Origin of the sequence: Vibrio sp. TRT 29B02 (genome assembly GCF_050113655.1) — a bacterium.
Lineage (GTDB): Bacteria > Pseudomonadota > Gammaproteobacteria > Enterobacterales > Vibrionaceae > Vibrio.
In genome coordinates, this window is sequence record NZ_JBNJOJ010000030.1 from 32,303 (window position 1) to 52,820 (window position 20,518).

The window sequence follows — 20,518 nt, forward strand, 5'->3', positions numbered from 1 at the left end:
AAATTCAACACTTTTGAAAAATATTCAAATTAAGTTGAAAAAGAGATTCCAATCACACTTCATTCGGTTATAATTCGCGCCCATTATGCCTTGTGTTGATAAACGCAAACTTAATTTGAACAAATCGTCTGTTAACCGATCCTCATTGTGAGGACAACTGAGAAGAAAAATGAGCAAGATTGATAAAGCTATGCGCATCCTGCTAGCGGGATTCTGTATCAACCTTTGTCTTGGCATCCTGTATGCTTGGAGTGTATTCAACAAAGCACTAGTCACTGAATCTGGTTGGACCGCGGCTGAAGCATCAGCACCATACGCGACAGCAACCATCACTTTCTCTATCTGTCTTCTTGTTGCTGGCATCTTGCAAGACCGTATGGGTCCACGTCTTATTCTAATCCTTGGTACTGTGCTAACAGGCCTAGGTATGATCGCGTCTGGCTTTGTCGACTCACCACTGATGCTAAACATCACTTTCGGTGTTATCACTGGCGCTGGTATCGGCTTTGGTTATGCTTGTCTGTCTCCTTCTGCGATGAAGTGGTTCCACGCGTCGAAGAAAGGTATGGTTAACGGCATCATTGCAGCAGGTTTTGGTCTAGCGGCAATTTACCTTGCTCCAGTAACCTCTGCACTCATTAACAGCATGGGCATCCAAACCAGCTTTATGGTTTTGGGCGTTGGTATTCTTGCTATCGCAGTACCTCTTGCAGCAACAATCAACAACCCACCTGCGGGCTACACACCAACAGAACCAAAAGTAAAACAAGGTCAAGCACCTAAAGCCGTTAAGAAATCTGATGACCTAACTTGGAAAGCAATGCTGAAAACACCACAGTTTTACTCACTGTGGATCATGTATGCATTTGCTGCGTCAGTAGGCCTAATGATCATCGGTAACATTACAACGATTGCTAGTGTTCAGGCTAACCTACCAAATGCGGTATACCTTGCCTCTATCCTAGCGATATTTAACTCTGGCGGTCGTGTTGCTGCTGGTATGCTGGCTGACAAAATTGGTGGCGTACGTACTCTGCTTCTTGCTTTCGTACTACAAGGCATCAATATGGTTCTGTTCGCAACGTTCAAAACAGAGTTTACACTGATCATTGGTACGGCAATCGCGGCAATTGGCTACGGTACGCTGCTAGCGGTATTCCCTACGCTTACCGCTGAGTTCTACGGTCTGAAAAACTACGGCACTAACTATGGCGTACTTTACACAGCATGGGGTATTGGTGGTGCAATCGGTGCAGCAGTCGTTGGTTTCTCAATGACTAACGGCACAGGCTACACGCTAGCTTACACTATCTCAGCAGCAATGATGGCCGTTTGTATTGTGCTTTCATTCATCACTAAGCCACTCTCAGAAGCGAAGATCGCTGAGCTAAAACACGCTTAATAGATTGAATTGCTGATAGAAAGGCTTAACCTTAGGGTTAAGCCTTTTTTGTATGTATTGATCATGTCTGAGATTGTTGAACTCGAACCCGATTATTATCTTAGTAACTTCAGAAAACTGACGCTCCATGCCATAGAGTGGTATCCAGATCTGCTCTCTAAGACCGAACACGCTTGGATTACCGCTTTCGAACAACTTGAAAAGGATGCTCAGTGCCTACTGGTCAGGCTGTTGTCACGCAAAGGTGAATGGTTCCGCTCAGATAAACTTCAATATCTAGAAATAAACAGTATTCCCGCCGCGCTAGACGCACTTCACCAACACGGATTTATTACCCTTAACCCCAAACTCGATGAAGCTGAACTCGCTCGCCAGTTATTGACCAAAGCTGAGATAGTTGCGCTATTTAGTGTCTCTAGCCGAACCCTGCGCAAAGAACAAATGCTCAATGAACTCAGTAGCGATGATTTTACTCGTTTCGAACAACTTCCTTTTACGGTCATCAAACTTTTACAACCTGCGGTTATTGATCTGCTACTGGCGCTGTTCTTTGCAAATACCCGCCAAGACTTAAGCCAGTTTGTCCTTGATGACCTCGGCCTACATCGATTTGAAAACTATTCGCTCAGTAAAACGCGTCGCTTCTTTTCTGATCGCCACCAGCTTGATCAGTTGCTCGCACTTTCCCGGCTTCACCAATGCTATTCTGAATCCAACAATAGAGATTTAGAGCATCTAACTAAGCTGCTGCAACAGATTCCAGACCCTATTGCGCACTCATACATCGAACGTAAACGTCAGCATCTGATCAACGATTTGGCGCGCGATTGTGAACGCATAGGGCAACTCACCGACGCAATTTTCTGGTTTAAACGGTCTGGACTTCCTCCTTCGAGAGAGCGGCAAGCGAGAATCTATGACAAGCTCGATCAAACGCAGGCAATGAGTGACGTTGTCACAGAAATATTGTCTAGCCCTTATGACATCTGTGAGTTAGAGATCGGGCACAAGTTAGCGCAGCGCATCAAACGTAAACGAGGCGAGCGAGTTACGCGTCCCCAAAAGCCACAAGTGATTGAACATCACTTACAGCTTGATCTCAGCACACAAGGTGTAGAACTCGCCGTCAAATCGCATTTCGAGCAGCTTGGCTATCACGTCTTCTATGCAGAGAATGCCGTCTTAACGGGTTTGTTTGGTCTCGCTTTTTGGGAAGTCATCTTCGCGCCTATTGAGGGGGCGTTTATCAATCCATACCAAGATCGACCGCTAGACCTCTATCACGCAGATTTCGTCACCAAACGACATTCACAAATCGAAGCGGTATTGGAGCAAATAGCACAGTTTGGTCTTAGCCATCTAAGAGAGTGCTATCAGCTTAAACACGGGGTGAGTAACCCTTTTGTCTATTGGCATAGCTTTGATTTGCCCTTGTTAAATAAATGCATCGAGTCAATGCCCAATGAGATGGTTGTCGGACTGTTTAACGTTCTCCTCTCCGACCTCAAAATATACCGAAGCGGCATGCCCGACCTAATTTTGTTTAAAGACGGTCATTTCGAATGGGTCGAAGTGAAAGGTCCTGGGGACAAACTACAAGATAATCAGTGGCGATGGTTCTATCAATTTACCCGGTTAAATGTCCCCTTCTCTGTTGCCTACGTAACCGTTATTTAACTCAAAGTCTCCTCTGTTACCTGCTAACATCGATATTGTTTCAATTAATTGACGATGTTGAACCATGTTTTATTTGCTAAGTTGATGGGCTTCTGCTGCAATTAAGCCAATATTGAACCAGTACAATTATCCAGATGAATTTACGTACATTTTTCATGTTTGCTGTTGTTTTAAGTTTCGCGGGCTGTGCGACATACGCCGGACTTAATTATGACCACCTATTTGGACAGGCGAGTGTTCAAGAGCGTCGCAGCGATTTAAACAGTGTAGAAAGTGATTTCTTCTTATCTGAAGTCAAACCGATCATTGATAACCGCTGCGTGGTTTGTCATGCCTGTTATGACGCACCCTGCCAACTGAAACTCTCTTCAGTTGATGGTATCGACAGGGGCTCAAGTAAAGAACTAATTTATCAAGGCACTCGCCTTACCGCCGCAACGCCTCATCGTCTTTTCGAAGATGCGCAAACGACACAACAGTGGCGAGAGTTTGGTTTTCATCCTGTGCTTAATGAGCGTGTGCAAAACCCGACCGCAAACCTAGAAGCGGGCTTAATTGCGCGCATGCTCGCTCAAAAAGAGGCACATCCCCTGCCAGATCAGAAACAACTGGAGGGTTTCGACTTTGCAATCGACCGCAGTCAGGTCTGCCCTACCATTGAAGAATACGATCAGTACCTAACAGACTATCCGACTTGGGGCATGCCTTATGGGATGCCAAACCTCAGTTCACATGAGTACGCGACGTTAACCAGTTGGCTGCAAAATGGCGCGATCATGAACAAATCGATACCACTGACTGACCAGCAAGCTCAATTAGTGAATGAATACGAGACATTGCTCAACAAGAGCCCACGTAAGGTGCAACTGACTGCTCGTTACATCTATGAGCACCTGTTTTTGTCGCATCTCTATTTTTCTGACCTCAATGAAGAAACACCACGTTTCTTCACCTTGGTTCGCTCATCGACACCACCGGGCCAGCCCGTCCAACGAATTGCTACGCGTCGTCCTTACGATGATCCTGGCGTTCAACGAGTGTATTACCGCCTAATTCCTGAGCAAGGCACCATCGTTGATAAAACCCACATGCCATTCGCCTTGAACGAACAACGGATGAGAGATTGGAAAGAGTGGTTCATCGACGCCAACTACAAGGTTACTCAACTACCAAGTTACGATGTAGAAGTTGCTGCGAACCCGATGAGCGCATTTATCGATCTGCCAGTGAAAGCACGTTTTAAATTTATGCTCGATAATTCCCAAAACACCATCAATGCCTTTATTAAAGGGCCGGTGTGTCGTGGACAACTCGCGCTCAACGTTATCAATGACAGATTTTGGGTGTTCTTCCTTGACCCAGACAAAGCCGATCTGCCGGAAGTGAATGAATTTTACCGCTCTCAAGCAGACAACTTAAAACTGCCCGGAGAGTTAGAAAGTAATACTTTGCCCGTGACCAACTGGGTCTCCTATTCACGTCAGCAAGCGCGTTACCTTGAGGCTAAATCTGAGTTTATCAACCAATGGTTTGAAGGCGGTAAATACCTAACTACCGACATTATCTGGACGGGGAACGGCACTAACCCTAATGCAGCACTCACAGTATTCCGCCATTTTGATAGCGCATCCGTGGTTCAAGGTATGGTTGGTGAACCACCAAAAACAGCATGGATACTGGATTATTCCCTGCTCGAACGTATTCACTATCTGTTGGTCGCTGGGTTTGACGTATATGGCAACTTTGGCCACCAATTGATGACACGTATGTTTATGGATTTCTTGCGCCTTGAAGGGGAAAGTAACTTTATCGCACTCTTGCCAAAAGCGATGCGTCACCAAGAACACTCAAGCTGGTACCAAGACCAAAGCACCCAACTTAGTGACTTCTTACAGCGTAATGTTAAACCGTTCGATCAACCAACTCAGGTTCCATACCACACGGATGATCCCAAAGCAGAGCTTTATGACATTCTTCGCACTCAGCTCTCCCCTGTGCTCAGTAATCGTTACGATATAGAGCAAACCGGTTTTAGCGCTAAGAATGAAGCACTACTGAAAAGCATCAATGATATCAAAGGAGCAGGGTTACTCGTTATACCGCAAATTGTAATGATGATGATTGAATCCAATCACGGAGAAGAACAACTCTTCACTCTGCTCCATAACAATGCGCATACGAATATTTCCAGTCTGTTTGATGAAGAGAGTAATCGTGATCCAGCAAATGATGACTTAACTTTGGTGCGTGGAGTGATCGGTAGCTATCCCGCTGCGTATCTATCCCTTAAAGAAGAACAAATCCCTCAACTGGTGCAAATGTTGAAAAATATCCGCACCGAAGAGGAGTATGTTAAGTTGTTGGATACGTTCGCAATTCGACGCAGCTCGACCCAGTTTTGGCCTTTTAGCGACCGGGTTCATGCTTGGTATAAGGAAAATCAGCCTATCGAATTTGGTCTTCTTGACTACAATAGATTTGAGAATAGGTAGAACCGTTCAACTGCGCAGACAACGCATACGGAGGTAACTATGGGTATTAACGATAGCATCAGAGCCTTGGAGCAACAGATTTATGTCGCCTGTTCCGAAGGAGACTACGACACCGTCAAAATGCTAGAGCATCAATTGGACAGCCTGAGAAACAAGGCAGAACATCCGTTTGATGACGATCCATACGCTCCAGAAGGGAAGCTTTTTCCTGAAGATGACTGGTACTAAACGAGATAAACGCCTCACAAATCGTGAGGCGTTTTTTTATCGACTCTTATACGCGTCCTTATCGATATTGTGTTTTTTCATTCTCAGGTAAAGCTTTTTGCGCGGGACTTGCAGATACGCAGCTGACTCACTGATTCGACCCGAGTGCAGAAACAACGCATCTTCGATAACTCGTTTTTCAAAATCATCAACCAATTCGTCCAAAGGCAATTGGGCTTCGGCAGAAGTATTGTGACTATCCTTGCCAGCCAGTTTAATTATTCCAACCGAGTAGAGCTCAGCCACATTTCGCAGCTCTCTAACGTTTCCCGGCCATTCATGTGCTAGCAGTAGATCCATATATTTTGCTTCTACTTCGGGTAAGTGTTTTGCCAATTTCCGGCAACTGGACTTAAGGTAATGGTGGAACAACACTTCGATGTCATCCGGGCGCTTTCTTAGTGGTGGGACTTCAATCTCCACTTGATTGAGAACGTAATAAAGCTCTGCCACTAGTTTATTCGCCACGACAAGTTGTTGAGGGTTTTGCTCAAATATCGCGATGACACGTCCGTGCTGACCCTTTCTCTCTTTATCAATCATATGTTGTGCAAACACGCGTTGGCACTGCTCTGAAAATCGTTCAGGACTATCAACGATTAAGGTTCCAGAAACAAACGAATAAAGCTTGGCACTCAATTCCTCACAGACCATAGCATCGTTTGCCGATAACAATTCGAGTTCACCACCCGATTGCGACATATCATGTATCAGGTTCGCGACTAAGTGTCTGCCGACACCCATCTCGCCATAGACCACCACATGATTACGTAACCTAGAAAACTGAGAGACACTGTAGCGGATATGATTCAACTGCGCAGACTTGCCCAACAAAGATCGTTTGATGGTCGATTCCATCTCTCTCTTTTGGTCGATATAGACTTTTCGTTGCTTGAGATGCTGACGTACCGTTTCGACGAGTTTGGCAGGGTCGATCGGCTTTTCAACAAACTCACACGCCCCTTCTTTAACCGCTTCGACAGCCATTGGGATATCACCATGTCCAGTGACAACAATAACGGGTAGCCACTTATCAAACTGCTTAATCTGGCTTAACAACTCGAGCCCATGCATCTGTGGCATATACATATCGAGTAACACAACGCCCAACCAATCAGGTGATAAATAACCCATCGCTTGAGTAGGGTCTGCGACGGTTTTTGCTGCAATGCCTGCAATGCTCATCAAGTGCTGGTAAGCGTCGAGTACATCCTGATCATCATCGACCAACAGTAAAGAATAGTTAAACTCTTGCATGTGATAACTCCAAAACAACCAAGGCCCCTTTGTCTAAACGGGATGCCAAATAGATCCGCCCTGAATATTTCTCAACCAAAGATCGACTAATACTGAGCCCCAAGCCTAAGCCCACCTCTTTGGTGGTGGTAAACGGTGTGAATAGCTTGTCTATAATGAAAGGCTTAAAGCCACAACCACTATCGGATATCGCTATCACATGGTGAGATGTATTCGAGAATAGCTTTTCAATTCGAATTTCTTGGCCATGCCGATTTGACTCAGCAATGGCGTCACAACCATTGACCAGTATGTTGACCATGACCTGCTCAAGGGCTAATGCATTGCCATAGACATACAGTGGTTCGGTGATCAAATTGCATATGTTCGTTGCTTGCCGCTTGGCTTTAGGGCCAACCATTGAGATGGCTTGCATGACGATATCAGTAAGCAGTAAATTGTTCGTGACTTGATCAGTGTCCGACTTTTTGGCAAAGGTTCGCAGGCTTTTTATAATTTCACTCATTCTTGCTGACAACTGAGCCACTTGCTCAATGGAACGACTAGTCGAGGTTAAATTACCGGAATCAGTTGAAAGTTTGGCGCTATAGAGGTAGGTCGATATTGCATTCAGTGGCTGGTTTAGCTCGTGAGCTAAACATGTCATCGTCTGACCGACAACCGCCATTTTCGCCGCTTGGATCAACTCATCTTGGGCTTGTTTTAAAGTGAGTTCCGCCTTTTCTCGCTCAACAATCTCTTCAGACAAAAGGCGGTTTTTCTCGACCAAATCTGCCGTTCTGTCATTGACCATCTTCTGAAGTTCTATCGCCGTTAACTCTTGTTGTGTCACATCCGTGATTGTCACAATGACTTTATGTAATTGACCATGAGAGAAAAGGTGAAAATCGAAATGAAGATAACACTCTCTCTCGCCATCTAATGGCAAGGTAAGCGCATCATTTCCAGTGGTAAAAAGTGCCTGACCCGTGACAAATACTTTTGCTAATTGCTTGCGGTTTTGATTACGAAACGACTGCCACAGTAGCTTGTGCTCGACCGTCCCTTGCATCGCCAGTAGTTTTTGGGCGCTAAAATTTGCAGATTCAACATACCCTGCGAGATCACACGTCAATAGACTGGCAGATGTATTATTGATCAAACCAACCGCATTCGTTCTTTGTAACTCTTCGACACTTGCCCCGTAGTCAATCAGCTTTTGACTTAGTTGGCCGATTTCATCGGCACCGTCAACCACAATCCGATGACTAAAATCGCCTTTGATGATCGCATCAATACTTGAGCTCAGTGCGTTCAAACGGGCGACCACACGGCGATTTATAAAGTAGTAGGTGACAAACAAAGACAAAAGGATAGAGATGCCAAAGCACACCAATAACACAATGTTTCCATCGGAGACCAAGTTAGCCGTTCGCGCTTTCACATCAATAAAGCTGGCGTCGGCATATTTAATAATCTGACCAATCTGCTGATGAATCGCACCGAGCAACTTTTCGATATCGCTTTTAATTTCGATGATACGTGCGTTTAGTATCACCCCTTCCGACAGCAACAACGAAAACACATCATCACTTACATACAGCACCTGCAACTCTTGCAACAATTGCTGATAGGAAATGCTGGAAGGCAGAGTTAACAAGGGTTCACTCGTGGCGATTAACTCCGCGATGTTGAATTGAATAACGGTTGAGGCATTTTTAATCTGTTCTAAGTTTTGCGCCTGCAACGACTCTGTGGTTAGCACGAAGATATTCGATTCAAGATCCAACACACTTTGTATCACCCGTAGTTGTTCGAGAGTGGCTTTATGCTTTTCTGAACTACCTCCTCGAGTCAACTGCCAGTAAAACTCTTGCCGAAATGACACCAACTCAGCATGGATATCTTGATGTAACCAGTTGATTTGCTCCGCTAGCTTGGCGACTTTACGCCTTTGCTGAACTCGATCGAACACAAAACGAGTGTATTGTTCTAATGTCTGCTCTAACTGCGCATATAAACTCAACAGTTGGTCACTGTCATTGTTCTCAAGTTTGAGTGGTTGAAAATCGGACAACTTCAGCTGAATAGAGTTAAGTAACTGTTCGAGTTCATTTCTCTGGCGGTTTAATTCAATCTTGTTGGTTGATGTAGAAAGCAGTTGAACTCGGGAACGAATTTCGCTACTGCGACTCTCCAACAAGTAACTCGTGTTGTACTTAGGAACACTGGTGTCGAGTAGACGACTCACCTGCTGGTCGAGCCGATACCAAGTTACCCATGCTAATACACAGACGAAGGTAAGCAGCAAAGTCGTAAAGGTAAACGCCACCACCAATCTAGAACCGATCGTTTTACATATTTTCATTGGCGATCTCTACTTGCAACTCGTGAAACATCTCTTCAACTCGCTCCAGCCCCTCCTCATATAAAGTGGCGAAACGATAGCTAAACTCCACCAGCAAGGCTTGTTCTTCGCCATCTTCTAAGGTAGAGGCATCACGTTGCGAACTGATGAGGGTGGCTAACTCATTCACTTCTTGCTCCGTGACTGGAATGGTAAAAAGCTGGTTTAGTAGCTGATGAGCAACCTCAAGCCTTGCGGCATCATTACTATGGATTTGCACATATTGAGATAGACCTAACCAGATATCTTGTAATTCTGGTAAGCGTTTGGTGATTGCTTCATCAAAAAGAATATTGAGCAACTTCTCGCGCTTCATCACCTTCTTGAAGTCGAGCGGAGGGTTAGTGCCAAGATAGAGAGCAGGGTCGTAGATGGATCGTTTGGTTAAACTCGATTGAAGGATTCGCTGCTGTACATCATCTGACAATGCCAGTTCAACAAATCGAATCGCTTCAGTGGTCTTCGTCGCGTTTTTGGCAATCCCGATATAAGTAGGCATCAACGTAAAGTCAGGGTCATAGGTGAATCCTACATAGGCGAACTGCCTCTGTTGCGATATAGCATTGCTGTCTATGGTCGGTCCAATACCAAACTGCCCTTTCGAGACATAGTCACTTACGCCAAAACTGCGTGATGAAATAGTCCCTAAATTGGCGCCTATGTTTAGTATTGTCGCCCAGCCTTGCTGCCAACCATGGCGGGCAAGTATGCTCTCCAGCATCAACTGTGTGGTGGCTGAGCGACTCGGTGTACTCATGGTGATATGCCCAAAATAAGCAAAGGACGAGAGATCTGAAAATCGAGTGGGGATTGGCAATTTATTCGCCGCTAGATACTCTCGGTTCCATACAATTCCCGCTCCAGAGTACCCAATACTCAGCACTTTGTTTTTAATCGGAAATAAAAATGGCTCTAGCCACTGTGGAGGGTTTTGCTCCAGCGCTAGCGATGCAAGTTGATCCCTTTTATCGAGCGCCTCGAACAGGAATGGTGATGAGCTCAAAACAACATCAACACCTTGTATATAGCTCCTGTTAAGCAACTGCATTGCAGACTGGCTACGGCGATGAATAAGCTCAATATCCGCGTCTGGATTCTGTTGTTTGTATTTCGCAATTAACTCGTTCACTGGCTCACTTGAGAAGGTCGTTAAAATCGAAAACTGTTCCTTACCCGCGAGCACGATCGAACTAAATCCGATCAGACCGATGACCAATGTCGCCATTTCTATTGAACAAAACCGCCAGCCCTTCATGTTATCCCTCTCGATTTATGCGCTGAATGTCTAATTTCCTTCACAAAGCCATCATTTTCGCTGTCGCTCTGTGAGTCACCGATGACGCATTTCCGCGTCTGACCTAGGAACATTCAATCACTAATGAAACGAATTTCACTGGCTAGAGTGACATTTTTATCCCAGCCAAATGTATTAGTTGAGTCACTTTTAGCTCAAATTCGCCATTTTGCGTTTTGTTCACTTATCTCCCATCATCCTCAAAACAGACGATCACTTGCTCATTTTGCATACCAAGTACGCTATCGTCGCGAAACGCTCCTCGGGCGATTTTAAGAGGGAAGGAAGATGAAAAAGACTAAAATCATTGCAACGCTCGGACCCGAGATGCCGGATCAAAACCAGATTGAAGAGATGTTGTGTGCCGGTGTTGATGTCGTCAGGCTTGACTACCCTCAACTTCTCAAATGTCCTGCTGCCAAAGTCATGTAACGAGTTGGGCACTGAGCGATAACGTCAAATTACTCGAAAAGGTAGGCACTACGAATATAAGCCGCTTAGTGCAAATTGCGCCAACTTAATTTACCACTTGATGGCGTTTGTGCACCGCCGTCCTTTACCCATGTTGCTCGTCACTTTTTGTGGGACTGGCCTGTCAGAAGACAGGCCTTTTTTTAGTTAGCACGGTGGCACACATTTATTCATCACTCAATATCAGTTAAAATATGCAAAATCTAAAAATGCTGCTTTCTACGTTATATTTATCGAAACCTTGTAACAAGTAGCCACATCCCGACTTAAACTAGGTCCACATAGAGGATTTTATGCTACCTGACATCGAAATCTGCCGCACTACTCCGTTACTTCCTATAAGCAAAGTTGCACAGCGAGCTGGACTGAAAGCCGATGAGTACCAAAGCCAAGGTGAACATAAGGCAAAAGTCAGTTTATCTAGCCTAAAACGCCTTGTATCTAAGAAGACGGGTAAGCTGATTGTCGTCACCGCTATCACCCCAACGCCACTTGGCGAAGGTAAGACTGTCACGACCATTGGACTTGCTCAAGGCTTGGCTCAACTTAATCATTCAGCAATGGCGTGTATCAGGCAGCCTTCTATGGGGCCTGTTTTTGGCGTCAAGGGCGGGGCTGCGGGAGGCGGCTATTCGCAAGTAGCTCCCATGGAAGAGTTGAATCTCCACCTCACAGGAGATATTCACGCGGTCACGGCGGCGCATAACTTAGCCGCTGCTGCCATCGATGCTCGCATTTATCATGAGCAAAGACTGGGATACGAAGATTTCGAACAACGCAGTGGTTTGAAAGCATTAAAAATCGATCCTCAAAATGTGGTTTGGAAAAGGGTCATGGATCACAACGACCGAGCGTTACGCATGGTAACTGTGGGTCAAAATGAAGCTGGGAAAAACATTAATGGATTTGAGCGCTGCGATGGATTTGATATTTCAGCAGCCTCAGAGTTAATGGCCATTCTCGCCTTAGCCAGTGATTTAAAAGATCTTCGTTCACGTATTGGTCGAATCGTCGTCGCCTATGACTTGTCTGGTCAACCGGTGACGACAGAAGATCTACAAGTAGCGGGCGCAATGGCAGTGAGCATGAAAGAAACCATCGAACCCACCTTGATGCAAACTCTAGAGGGGGTTCCAACTCTCATTCATGCAGGGCCATTTGCTAACATCGCCCACGGTAACTCGTCAATCATTGCGGATAATATCGCTACAAAGCTGGCACAATTTACGGTCACTGAAGGTGGTTTTGGCTCGGATATGGGCTTTGAAAAAGCCTGTAACATTAAAGCGCAGGTTGCCAACAAATCTCCTGATTGCGCAGTTATCGTCACGACGCTTCGCGGCCTTAAAGCTAACTCAGGTCAGTATGATCTAAAACCAGGCCAAGCGATTCCGCAGAGCCTTTACAGTGACGATCAAGACGCGCTCCTTGCTGGTTTCGAAAACTTGAAATGGCATATTAATAATGTCAATAAATACGGTATTCCGGCCGTGGTTGCCATTAATCGCTTTCCTCAGGATAGTGACTCCGAATTGCTAACGCTAAAAGCCATGGTGGAAGCCTTGCCAAATGACGTACAAGTTGCCGTCAGCGAAGGTTTTAGCAAAGGTGGAGCGGGCACACTAGAGTTAGCCCACAAAGTGATCCACCAGTGCGAGAAGCCATCCCACTTCTCTCCTTTATACCGTTTTGAACAAACCACTGAAGAGAAACTTATGGCCGTCGCCGAAGCTGGCTATGGTGCAACGAGGCTAATACTGAGTGACGTCGCCAAGCAGCAGTTGGCTCAGCTCAAAGCACACGGATTCGATGACCTTGCCGTTTGTTTGGCAAAAACACCACTTTCGATCTCGACGGATTCAAGTGTTAAAGGCGCCCCCGATAATTTTGATGTCATCGTAAGGGAACTGAAACTGTGCGCAGGTGCGGGCTTTATTTATGCCTTATGTGGCAACGTAATGACGATGCCAGGCCTTCCAGAAAAACCAGCATTCATGAATCTCGACCTTGATGAAAATGGTCACATTATTGGATTAAGCTAAACGGGCGTAGTCCCTGCCCACTTCACACTCTAAGGCTAAGTTATTCAATCTTAGCCTTTTTTCTTTAATGTGTTGGCCTCACTCCATGAAGTTCGCTTGAAGATCATGTACCATTAACTCATCACTCTCAAAGATTGGACGTATTCATGGAAGCAGAACTACTGGAAATTAAGAACTTCCTTTCTCAATACCCTCCATTTGATGAGCTCGAAGATGAAGTCCTCAGCTACGTCACTCAGCATATCGAAATCTCTTACTATCGAGAGGATACCCCCATCATTCACTTTGGTGATGAAATCCATGATCTTTACATGGTACGCAGTGGGGTGGTTGAAATATATCGACGCAAAGGTGAGCTCTACAACCGAATTGATGAAGGCGCAGTATTCGGTCAGATGGGACTACTGACCAACAATAAGGTTCGCTTCCCAGCGAAAGCCATCAAAGACACCCTACTCTACTGTATTCCAGAAGCGGTCTTTCAACACTTGTATGAGCAGCACGAAGCCTTTGCAGACTTTGTCGAAGTAGAAGATAACGCACGCCTGAGGCAGACCGTCTCAAACAGTAAAGAGCAAAACGATCTTACTACATCAAAGGTAAGAAACTTGCTAAACAGCATCGCACCAACGATTCACAAGACGGAATCAATCCAGAATGCAGCGATAAAAATGGCAGAAGACAATGTCTCTTCGCTGCTAATTATTGATCCCGAAGTAGCTGAGGATGATGATGACGACAACAGCCCTTTAGTTGGAATCATTACTGATAGAGACTTATGTACCCGCGTGTTAGCTCAAGGGCTCAACCCCAACGACGACGTTGCTAGCGTAATGACGACTGAAGTCATCTCACTTGATCACAACGCCTATGTCTACGAAGCGATGCTGACGATGTTGCGATACAACGTTCATCATCTTCCTGTCCTCAAGGACAAGCAGCCCATTGGCGTCATCGAAGCAACGGATATTGTTCGTTACGAATCGCAAAATTCACTTCTGTTGGTCAGCAGTATATTCCAGCAACAATCGATTGATGAACTCTCGGTATTATCTGAGCAAGTGAAAGACAGCTTTGTTCGCCTCGTCAATGAAGACGCAAACTCTCACATGGTTGGCAGTGCGATGTCCGTAATTGGACGTAGCTTTAAACAGCGTATTATCGAACTTGCAGAGCAAGAATTAGGTGAACCACCGATACCCTATTGCTTTGTGGCTCTAGGCTCAATGGGGCGCGATGAGCAACTGCTCGTCACTGACCAAGATAACGCTATCATCCTCGATAACACCTTCGTCAAAGAGAAACATGACGACTACTTTGCGCAACTGGCAAACCGTGTATGTGAAGGATTGGATAAATGTGGCTACAGTTACTGTACTGGCGATATCATGGCAACGAATCCAGACTGGCGTATGACTCGAACCGAATGGGAAGAGTGCTTTGCGGATTGGATAGATGACCCCAACCCTAAAGCGTTACTCAACGCTTCGATTTTCTTTGACCTTGATGGTGTATATGGGCGTCTAAAATGGGCGGAACAGCTCAGCGGTTTTATTGTACGTAGAGCACGTAGAAACAATCGTTTCCTTGCCTGTTTAGCCCGCAATGCAATGAATCGAACTCCTCCGCTGGGCTTCTTTAAGAGTTTTGTGATGGAAAAAGATGGTCAACACAAAAATTCAATCAACCTTAAACGACGTGGCACCGCGCCGTTAGCGGATCTTATTCGCGTCCATGCCCTCGCCGTCGGCTCGCGGTCAAAGAATTCGTTTGAACGTCTGGATGACATCCATGAGGCGGGTATTTTACCTAAAGGCAAAGCGAGAGACCTCCGTGATGCACTTGAGTTTATCTCCATCGTTCGTATTCGCCACCAAGCGCTGGACGTCGAAAATGAAATCGAGCCAGACAACAACATTGAACCAGAAAACTTATCGGATTTTGAGCGCCGTAACCTCAAGGACGCATTCCAAATTCTAAGCAATGCTCAGAACTTCCTTAAGTTCCGTTATCAAGCCAGTAATAACTTTAAGTGAGGTAACGATGCTTAACAGAATCATATCTCCCCCTTCGATCGACTGGCCGGCAAAGTTTGCTCAAAAATTGCGCACGACAACAACCGCTGCTTTACAACAGTACTATACGGCTGGGGTTCCATTACCCAATACACCATTGGAAGAAATTACATTTCTGGCGATGGACTTTGAAACCACAGGCTTAAACTCCGACCAAGATGACATTATTACCATCGGAACCGTTCCCTTTAACTTGAATCGCATTTTTATAAATCAAGCGAAGCATTGGACGGTTAAACCTCGTAAGCAGTTAGCGCAAGAATCGGTCGTCATCCATGGAATCACCCACTCTGACGTTCTTGATGCACCTGATCTATCTGTCGTCTATGACCAGATCTTGGCACAGATGGAAGGGAAAATAGTGGTGGTTCACTACCAACGTATTGAACGTGAGTTTTTCGATAAAGCACTGATGGCTCGAATTAACGAAGGAATAGAATTTCCCGCGGTAGATACCATGCAGATTGAAACTCTCCTACAGAAAAAGCTTACTGGTGGGATAGTCAACAAACTCAAGGGTCGCAAACCAGCGTCAGTCAGGCTCGGAGCGAGTCGAACCCGCTATGGCTTGCCTCAATACACACCCCATCATGCCCTTACCGATGCCGTTGCAACAGCGGAGTTGCTACAAGCACAGATTGCCCATCACTATCAGTCAGATATGCCGATCAGCCAGTTGTGGATTTGATCTTCTACGGGTCGTTACAATCACAAAGCGGCCCAAATCAAGGACCGTTCGTATAAGTAAAACTCGCTACCCTGTTTTCGCTCCAAACACGTTAAGTGGTAGGAGTTAGCTTCACTTAGTGGCTTTTACGGTAACTAGAAAAGCTCTAGAGACGTTTCATCTAAGAACATGTTTGGCGTAATGTCTTTGACAAACTCTGCCACTTGCTTGTCTAATTCAGCTTGTTCTTCTTTAGTGATGAGTGTTTTAAACACAGGGCGACCTTCTTCATCTGCTAACGGGTATCCATATTCGTCAAGTATATGCTCTTCTGTAATGAGGTCTGCCGGTGTCTCTTCGCCACCCAAAGCACCAGATAAGCGATTATAGTAATAGGCTTTCTTAACGTCTGGGTGAATGAACGTCTGCCCTAAACTATCCTTTTTCCCTTGAGAATAGGCATGGTAGAGACTGGTTGCAGCATCAGGGTAGCCCAGTTTGATTGCTTTGATGTTCCACTTTAGCGCTTCATCCAAAGTCTCAGGCTTCAAAAAAAAGTAGTACAAGGACAGCATCGCGGGGGCGTGGCCCTGGTTGGCTGCGAGTTTTAGGTACTTTATTTTTTCTTCAGTCGATTCCCAAACCACGCTAGAATTTAAAAACCTATACCCACCATTAGGTATAGCTTTGGAGTATATTTCCCTATATTTCTTATATTTATAGATGGGGACTATTTCCCACCAAGGTTTACCTCGTAGAATTAGTTGGTACATTGCTTTTCCATTCCCTTGGGATGCTTGTTTTTCCCATTGGGGAATGGCTTTATCTGTCCAAGCTTCATCACATGGCCATCCAAGATACTTACAAGGGCTATTGCCATTTCCCGCCAATACGTCCATAGCCCAAGGGTCGCCCATATTGGCGGCTTTTAAAAAGGTCTGCCCCGCTTCAAACTGCTGGCGGTTTTTATACTGTGTAACACCTAGCCAGTAAGTCGCGTAAGCACTGCCTTGGTCTGATTGTTGTTGAAAAATCTGCTCGGCTTGTGGGTACTGTTTTTGGTTAAACAGTCGGATCCCTTGTTCAATAGGCGAAATAGCCCACAGCTTACCGCTGCACAAGAGCAGGAAAATAAATAACGTTTTTTTCATGGTTTATCTCTCAGGTAACCAATTACTTAGCTGATAGCCGAGCAACTTAGATTTCTCTAGTTGTTCACTATCTTTTTCTCGGAGCACTGCATATTCCGCTTTCATTTGCGCTCGGGCTGGGTACGTTTTTTCAAGGATAAGGTTATCTTGTGTCAACCAGAACATATTCTCGCAGAATTTGGCATAATCTTTACTTAGTGTTTCCATATAGTTAGCTTTAATTCTATCATTTGGGTTTTCATAAGGCTGTGAAAAGGCTTGAGTAAAAAAATCTCTTAAGCTGATGACATTTTTGGCGTAGCGTTGCCATTGCTCTGCTTTATTAAGTTCAGTGGGGTATGGTAAGCCCATGCGTTGCAGGGCATTTTCAAAGCGCTTGATTTGCCCTGTATCGGCTCGGTTTGCTCCTAGCCAATTGAGTATTTGATTGATCGCTTTGCGCTGATTTTGATTTCTGGTTGCAGCGATATTTCTGCTCTCATTAAAACTTTCGCCCCAGCCAATACTTGGAATATCATTATAATGAATCAACACCGACAATAACTTAGCCAATGTTTCCGCTGGCATATTGGTGATCCACTGCTGATTTTCTTGTTGGTGCTGTTCTGAAAGCAAAAAGTTAGCCACAAAGTAGGCGCTTTCTTGGTCGGTGGCTTGCTTCTCCATATCATCAATGATGTTAAATGGCAGCATCATCACTTGGCCAATGGTTAAGCCAAATGCAGCGGCGACCGTCAGCACTTTATTGAATTCGGCAAAACTGTTGACTTTGCCTGACTCATCGAAAAACTCAAATCGCTGAAACCCTTTATTATTCATCACGCCAAGCAGCGCAGCAAAGAAGTCATCTGCGGCTTTCGGGTTCAGTTCAGTGGCAAATTTCCCACCGAATCCTACCCCAGCCGTGGCCGCCATCGCCGTAATAAAGATAAAACGGCCGTTATTGAACGTGCACTGGAATACACCATCATACCCAATCCCCGCCGAGACTTTAAAGTCAGAACTGACTTTAAACAGGTTTTGTGTTGCGCTTTTTTGATCTTTTGCCCAATCTAGCTTACAGCTCAGAGTGCCCCCCGCTTCCAAACCAGCAAAAGCTTTTGCTTGCGCAGTAGCTCCTGCCGCAAGTGGACTGTTTCGGTTGCCTTCCTGCCCTAAGCCGGACACATTGTAATTGGTATAGTCACTTCTGCTTGGTACTGTTCCTTTGATGCCGAGAGGGCGAACTTCTTGCTCTCCCGAAGATTCTTCCATATTGCCGATGTGTATTTGCGTGGCAACTTTTAAGCTTGCTGCGAGCACACCATAGACTTTACCTTCAAATTCAAGCACAGCAGAGCCAATGTTTTCTGTATGTCGTTTTTGGTTACCACGGGTACGATAAGGGATGTCCAATGCCATGCTGCCGCTGGCTGGCAGCCTGAGTTTTATCTTTTGCTCTGCACTGGCGAGAGAAAAATCGCTTTGAAACTCGGCTTTTAAGGTGCCTTTGTGGAAGGTGTCTTGGTCAATAGCGGTACTGGCACTGTAAGCAAAACGAGCAAATTGCGCTCCTCCGCTGGTTTCTGTCATTGCACTAATACCAAACGTTTCATTTTGGTACTCTTTGCTACTCCAAGGGAAAATAACATCGCTAATATTCGCCCAGTTAATCGATTTTTCAAATTTTAAAGAGCGAAGAACAGCGTCAGAAGAGCCACCAAGTGCCTGCTCAAAGGCTTTAGATAGTGACTCTTTTTGTCGGCTGACAGACGTTGCTAAATTTAGGTTAACAATGGAAGTGCATTTTTTGTTATCGGCTACATCATGCGACAGTACCGGACTATCGGAAAGGATATATAGCAGCTTATCTGGCTTGGAAGAGAGCGCACACTCAACAATCGTCCTTTGGTTCGCTCCGTTATTGGCATAGATATGGTTGTCTAAGTTTTTCGGTTTCCATAGTGCTTCATTGAGCACCACACGCCGATCCGAGGCTTTTTGTGTTGGAACGTCACCAGCAAAGGTAACGGAGGTTCTCTGGTAATCAAAGTAAGGATTGTTGGCGCGGCTTTGCGCGGTGACCAGTAAAGCGTCGCAACGTTCTTGGGCCTTTTCAGCAAACACAAATAGCCGCTTAACGTAATTGCTGTAGTTTTCGTTTTGCCCAAATCGTTCAGAGAAATCTCGAATACGAACCGCGACTTCCTGGAGTAAAACGAGGTTCAATATATAGGCACTGTAGTAACCGAGCTCACTGTGAATAGGCGTCTCTCTATTGAGCTTCTCTAAGCCAAGGAGCAATTTGTCGATGCTTGGACGATGGTTCTCAAGGTGCTGGCGAAGAAACTCGACATTTTGCCAACCTTGAAAGAGTTGCTGTTCACTTAAGCACTGTTCTTTTATGTATGTTCCGGTCTGATTTAAACGATGCACAGCCGCAAAAAAGTGGCGGTATTTAATGTTGTTTTGGTTATTCGCGGTAAAGAACGCCAATGGTTTCCATTCTATTCGCTGGCTATTGAGTTTTGTTAGAACAGAATGAGCGTGTGTGACCCAGTAGTCATAGCCGTTGTAAGCCTCTTCCAGCGAAGGAATTTTGCTGTTGGTTTTTAGATCTTTACTATTAAGAGAGTCATCCAATCCAATCGATTTTCTCTCTTTATGAAGGGTTGTCAAAGCGTCGTAAATTTGCAGTTCGACATTAGAGCTATAGAATCGATAGTTAAAGGGACAGACGCCATTAAAACGCTTATCCTTATCGCGTGTGTCCCGATAACCATAACCAAGAAGTTGCTTTAGGGCTACTTAGACAAGGATTTAAAATGGCTGATCCACATATTCAATCTCCGATGGACCACTATGACCACATCACTGTTATCATCTATCGATTAGGATTTACTTTAGCCTGTCCTGTGATTGCGCTACTTCCCTGGCACAGTGGCTTACCGATAGAAAGCTGGGTGATGTTATGTGCTGTCATGTGTGCTTCTTCTCTACACATCTACATGAAGTCGTTTCGGTTACTGCTGCAATTTGCCACTTGGGTCGGCTTACTATGTTTTGTGCTGGGCTACCCGTATATAGGCTTGGGAGGGGCGTTTATTACTTTGGGCGGGTTGTGTTTCAAAGAGCATTATTGCTTCAAGGTGCCAGGGCTGCGTCTACAGCCTTTAATTTTTGCAGCTTTGTGGCTCTGTTTGATGCTTGATTTCGACATTGCGGCAAAGGCATTGGCAGTAATATCTTCGCTTCTGTTGCTTGTCACCAGTATCTATAAATGGCGCATGCCAAGGCATTATGACATCGGTGATAAATCCAAGTATGAGGTTTAGTGTGTTTACTAAGGCGAGGTTTT

Annotated in this window: 14 protein-coding genes; 9 read left to right on the forward strand and 5 right to left on the reverse strand. The window is 45.2% G+C overall.

From position 1 onward, the window contains the following. Window positions 1–169 precede the first annotated feature (169 nt). From ACQEXT_RS16945 to ACQEXT_RS16960, 4 genes are all read left to right on the forward strand, one after another. Complete coding sequence (locus tag ACQEXT_RS16945) at window positions 170–1,402, forward strand: L-lactate MFS transporter (protein ID WP_138973646.1); 1,233 nt, start codon at window positions 170–172, stop codon at window positions 1,400–1,402. A gap of 63 nt (window positions 1,403–1,465) precedes the next feature. Continuing rightward, window positions 1,466–3,079 (forward strand): VRR-NUC domain-containing protein, encoded by a 1,614-nt coding sequence (locus ACQEXT_RS16950; protein WP_426952999.1) that lies wholly within the window; start codon window positions 1,466–1,468, stop codon window positions 3,077–3,079. A gap of 134 nt (window positions 3,080–3,213) precedes the next feature. After that, entirely contained in the window at window positions 3,214–5,571 is a 2,358-nt protein-coding gene (locus ACQEXT_RS16955) for a fatty acid cis/trans isomerase (RefSeq protein ID WP_426953000.1), read from the forward strand. A 39-nt stretch (window positions 5,572–5,610) separates the two neighbouring features. After that, window positions 5,611–5,799: a hypothetical protein gene (locus tag ACQEXT_RS16960; RefSeq protein ID WP_006879632.1), complete on the forward strand. Its 189-nt coding sequence runs from the start codon at window positions 5,611–5,613 to the stop codon at window positions 5,797–5,799. 36 nt (window positions 5,800–5,835) lie between these two features. On the opposite strand, the gene ACQEXT_RS16965 is transcribed toward ACQEXT_RS16960, so the two are convergent. From ACQEXT_RS16965 to ACQEXT_RS16975, 3 genes are read right to left on the reverse strand one after another with little or no spacing between them, the layout of a single operon-like run. Further along, window positions 5,836–7,095 carry a sigma-54-dependent transcriptional regulator gene (locus ACQEXT_RS16965; protein ID WP_426953001.1) on the reverse strand — a complete coding sequence of 420 codons (1,260 nt, stop codon included), beginning with the start codon at window positions 7,093–7,095 and terminating at the stop codon, window positions 5,836–5,838. Continuing rightward, window positions 7,082–9,442, reverse strand: a complete 2,361-nt coding sequence (locus tag ACQEXT_RS16970; RefSeq protein ID WP_426953002.1) for an ATP-binding protein — start codon at window positions 9,440–9,442, stop codon at window positions 7,082–7,084. The genes ACQEXT_RS16965 and ACQEXT_RS16970 overlap by 14 nt, the downstream gene beginning before the upstream one ends. Continuing rightward, window positions 9,429–10,736, reverse strand: coding sequence for an ABC transporter substrate-binding protein (locus ACQEXT_RS16975; RefSeq protein WP_426953003.1), 1,308 nt, complete (start codon window positions 10,734–10,736; stop codon window positions 9,429–9,431). Before ACQEXT_RS16975 ends, ACQEXT_RS16970 begins: the two co-directional genes overlap by 14 nt. A gap of 327 nt (window positions 10,737–11,063) precedes the next feature. On the opposite strand from ACQEXT_RS16975, the gene ACQEXT_RS16980 reads away from it, so the two are divergent. The 4 genes from ACQEXT_RS16980 to ACQEXT_RS16995 all read left to right on the forward strand — a co-directional run bounded on the left by ACQEXT_RS16980 (window position 11,064) and on the right by ACQEXT_RS16995 (window position 16,051). Further along, window positions 11,064–11,207 carry a hypothetical protein gene (locus ACQEXT_RS16980; protein ID WP_426953004.1) on the forward strand — a complete coding sequence of 48 codons (144 nt, stop codon included), beginning with the start codon at window positions 11,064–11,066 and terminating at the stop codon, window positions 11,205–11,207. A 332-nt stretch (window positions 11,208–11,539) separates the two neighbouring features. Then, window positions 11,540–13,288, forward strand: coding sequence for a formate--tetrahydrofolate ligase (locus ACQEXT_RS16985; RefSeq protein ID WP_426953005.1), 1,749 nt, complete (start codon window positions 11,540–11,542; stop codon window positions 13,286–13,288). Between the two features lie 146 nt (window positions 13,289–13,434). After that, window positions 13,435–15,324: a DUF294 nucleotidyltransferase-like domain-containing protein gene (locus ACQEXT_RS16990; RefSeq protein ID WP_426953006.1), complete on the forward strand. Its 1,890-nt coding sequence runs from the start codon at window positions 13,435–13,437 to the stop codon at window positions 15,322–15,324. Between the two features lie 7 nt (window positions 15,325–15,331). Further along, a complete protein-coding gene (locus tag ACQEXT_RS16995; RefSeq protein ID WP_426953007.1) occupies window positions 15,332–16,051 on the forward strand; it encodes a 3'-5' exonuclease in 720 nt (239 codons plus the stop codon). Between the two features lie 134 nt (window positions 16,052–16,185). Here ACQEXT_RS16995 and ACQEXT_RS17000 read toward each other — a convergent pair whose 3' ends face one another. Both ACQEXT_RS17000 and ACQEXT_RS17005 read right to left on the reverse strand, forming a co-directional pair. Beyond that, window positions 16,186–17,181, reverse strand: a complete 996-nt coding sequence (locus tag ACQEXT_RS17000) for a tetratricopeptide repeat protein (protein WP_426953008.1) — start codon at window positions 17,179–17,181, stop codon at window positions 16,186–16,188. 3 nt (window positions 17,182–17,184) lie between these two features. Beyond that, window positions 17,185–19,803 carry a LysM domain-containing protein gene (locus tag ACQEXT_RS17005; RefSeq protein ID WP_426953009.1) on the reverse strand — a complete coding sequence of 873 codons (2,619 nt, stop codon included), beginning with the start codon at window positions 19,801–19,803 and terminating at the stop codon, window positions 17,185–17,187. Between the two features lie 182 nt (window positions 19,804–19,985). Here ACQEXT_RS17005 and ACQEXT_RS17010 point away from each other — a divergent pair, with 182 nt between their 5' ends. Next, the gene (locus ACQEXT_RS17010) at window positions 19,986–20,495 is read left to right on the forward strand and encodes a DUF2301 domain-containing membrane protein (protein ID WP_426953010.1); all 510 of its coding nucleotides are present in this window, start codon (window positions 19,986–19,988) and stop codon (window positions 20,493–20,495) included. Window positions 20,496–20,518 lie beyond the last annotated feature (23 nt).

Bases quoted from the DNA above. Each gene is read 5' to 3' on its own strand.
- ACQEXT_RS16945 (WP_138973646.1), top strand. From the start codon at position 170: ATGAGCAAGATTGATAAAGCTATGCGCATCCTGCTAGCGGGATTCTGT.
- ACQEXT_RS16950 (WP_426952999.1), top strand. From the start codon at position 1,466: ATGTCTGAGATTGTTGAACTCGAACCCGATTATTATCTTAGTAACTTC.
- ACQEXT_RS16955 (WP_426953000.1), top strand. From the start codon at position 3,214: ATGAATTTACGTACATTTTTCATGTTTGCTGTTGTTTTAAGTTTCGCG.
- ACQEXT_RS16960 (WP_006879632.1), top strand. From the start codon at position 5,611: ATGGGTATTAACGATAGCATCAGAGCCTTGGAGCAACAGATTTATGTC.
- ACQEXT_RS16965 (WP_426953001.1), bottom strand. From the start codon at position 7,095: ATGCAAGAGTTTAACTATTCTTTACTGTTGGTCGATGATGATCAGGAT.
- ACQEXT_RS16970 (WP_426953002.1), bottom strand. From the start codon at position 9,442: ATGAAAATATGTAAAACGATCGGTTCTAGATTGGTGGTGGCGTTTACC.
- ACQEXT_RS16975 (WP_426953003.1), bottom strand. From the start codon at position 10,736: ATGAAGGGCTGGCGGTTTTGTTCAATAGAAATGGCGACATTGGTCATC.
- ACQEXT_RS16980 (WP_426953004.1), top strand. From the start codon at position 11,064: ATGAAAAAGACTAAAATCATTGCAACGCTCGGACCCGAGATGCCGGAT.
- ACQEXT_RS16985 (WP_426953005.1), top strand. From the start codon at position 11,540: ATGCTACCTGACATCGAAATCTGCCGCACTACTCCGTTACTTCCTATA.
- ACQEXT_RS16990 (WP_426953006.1), top strand. From the start codon at position 13,435: ATGGAAGCAGAACTACTGGAAATTAAGAACTTCCTTTCTCAATACCCT.
- ACQEXT_RS16995 (WP_426953007.1), top strand. From the start codon at position 15,332: ATGCTTAACAGAATCATATCTCCCCCTTCGATCGACTGGCCGGCAAAG.
- ACQEXT_RS17000 (WP_426953008.1), bottom strand. From the start codon at position 17,181: ATGAAAAAAACGTTATTTATTTTCCTGCTCTTGTGCAGCGGTAAGCTG.
- ACQEXT_RS17010 (WP_426953010.1), top strand. From the start codon at position 19,986: ATGGCTGATCCACATATTCAATCTCCGATGGACCACTATGACCACATC.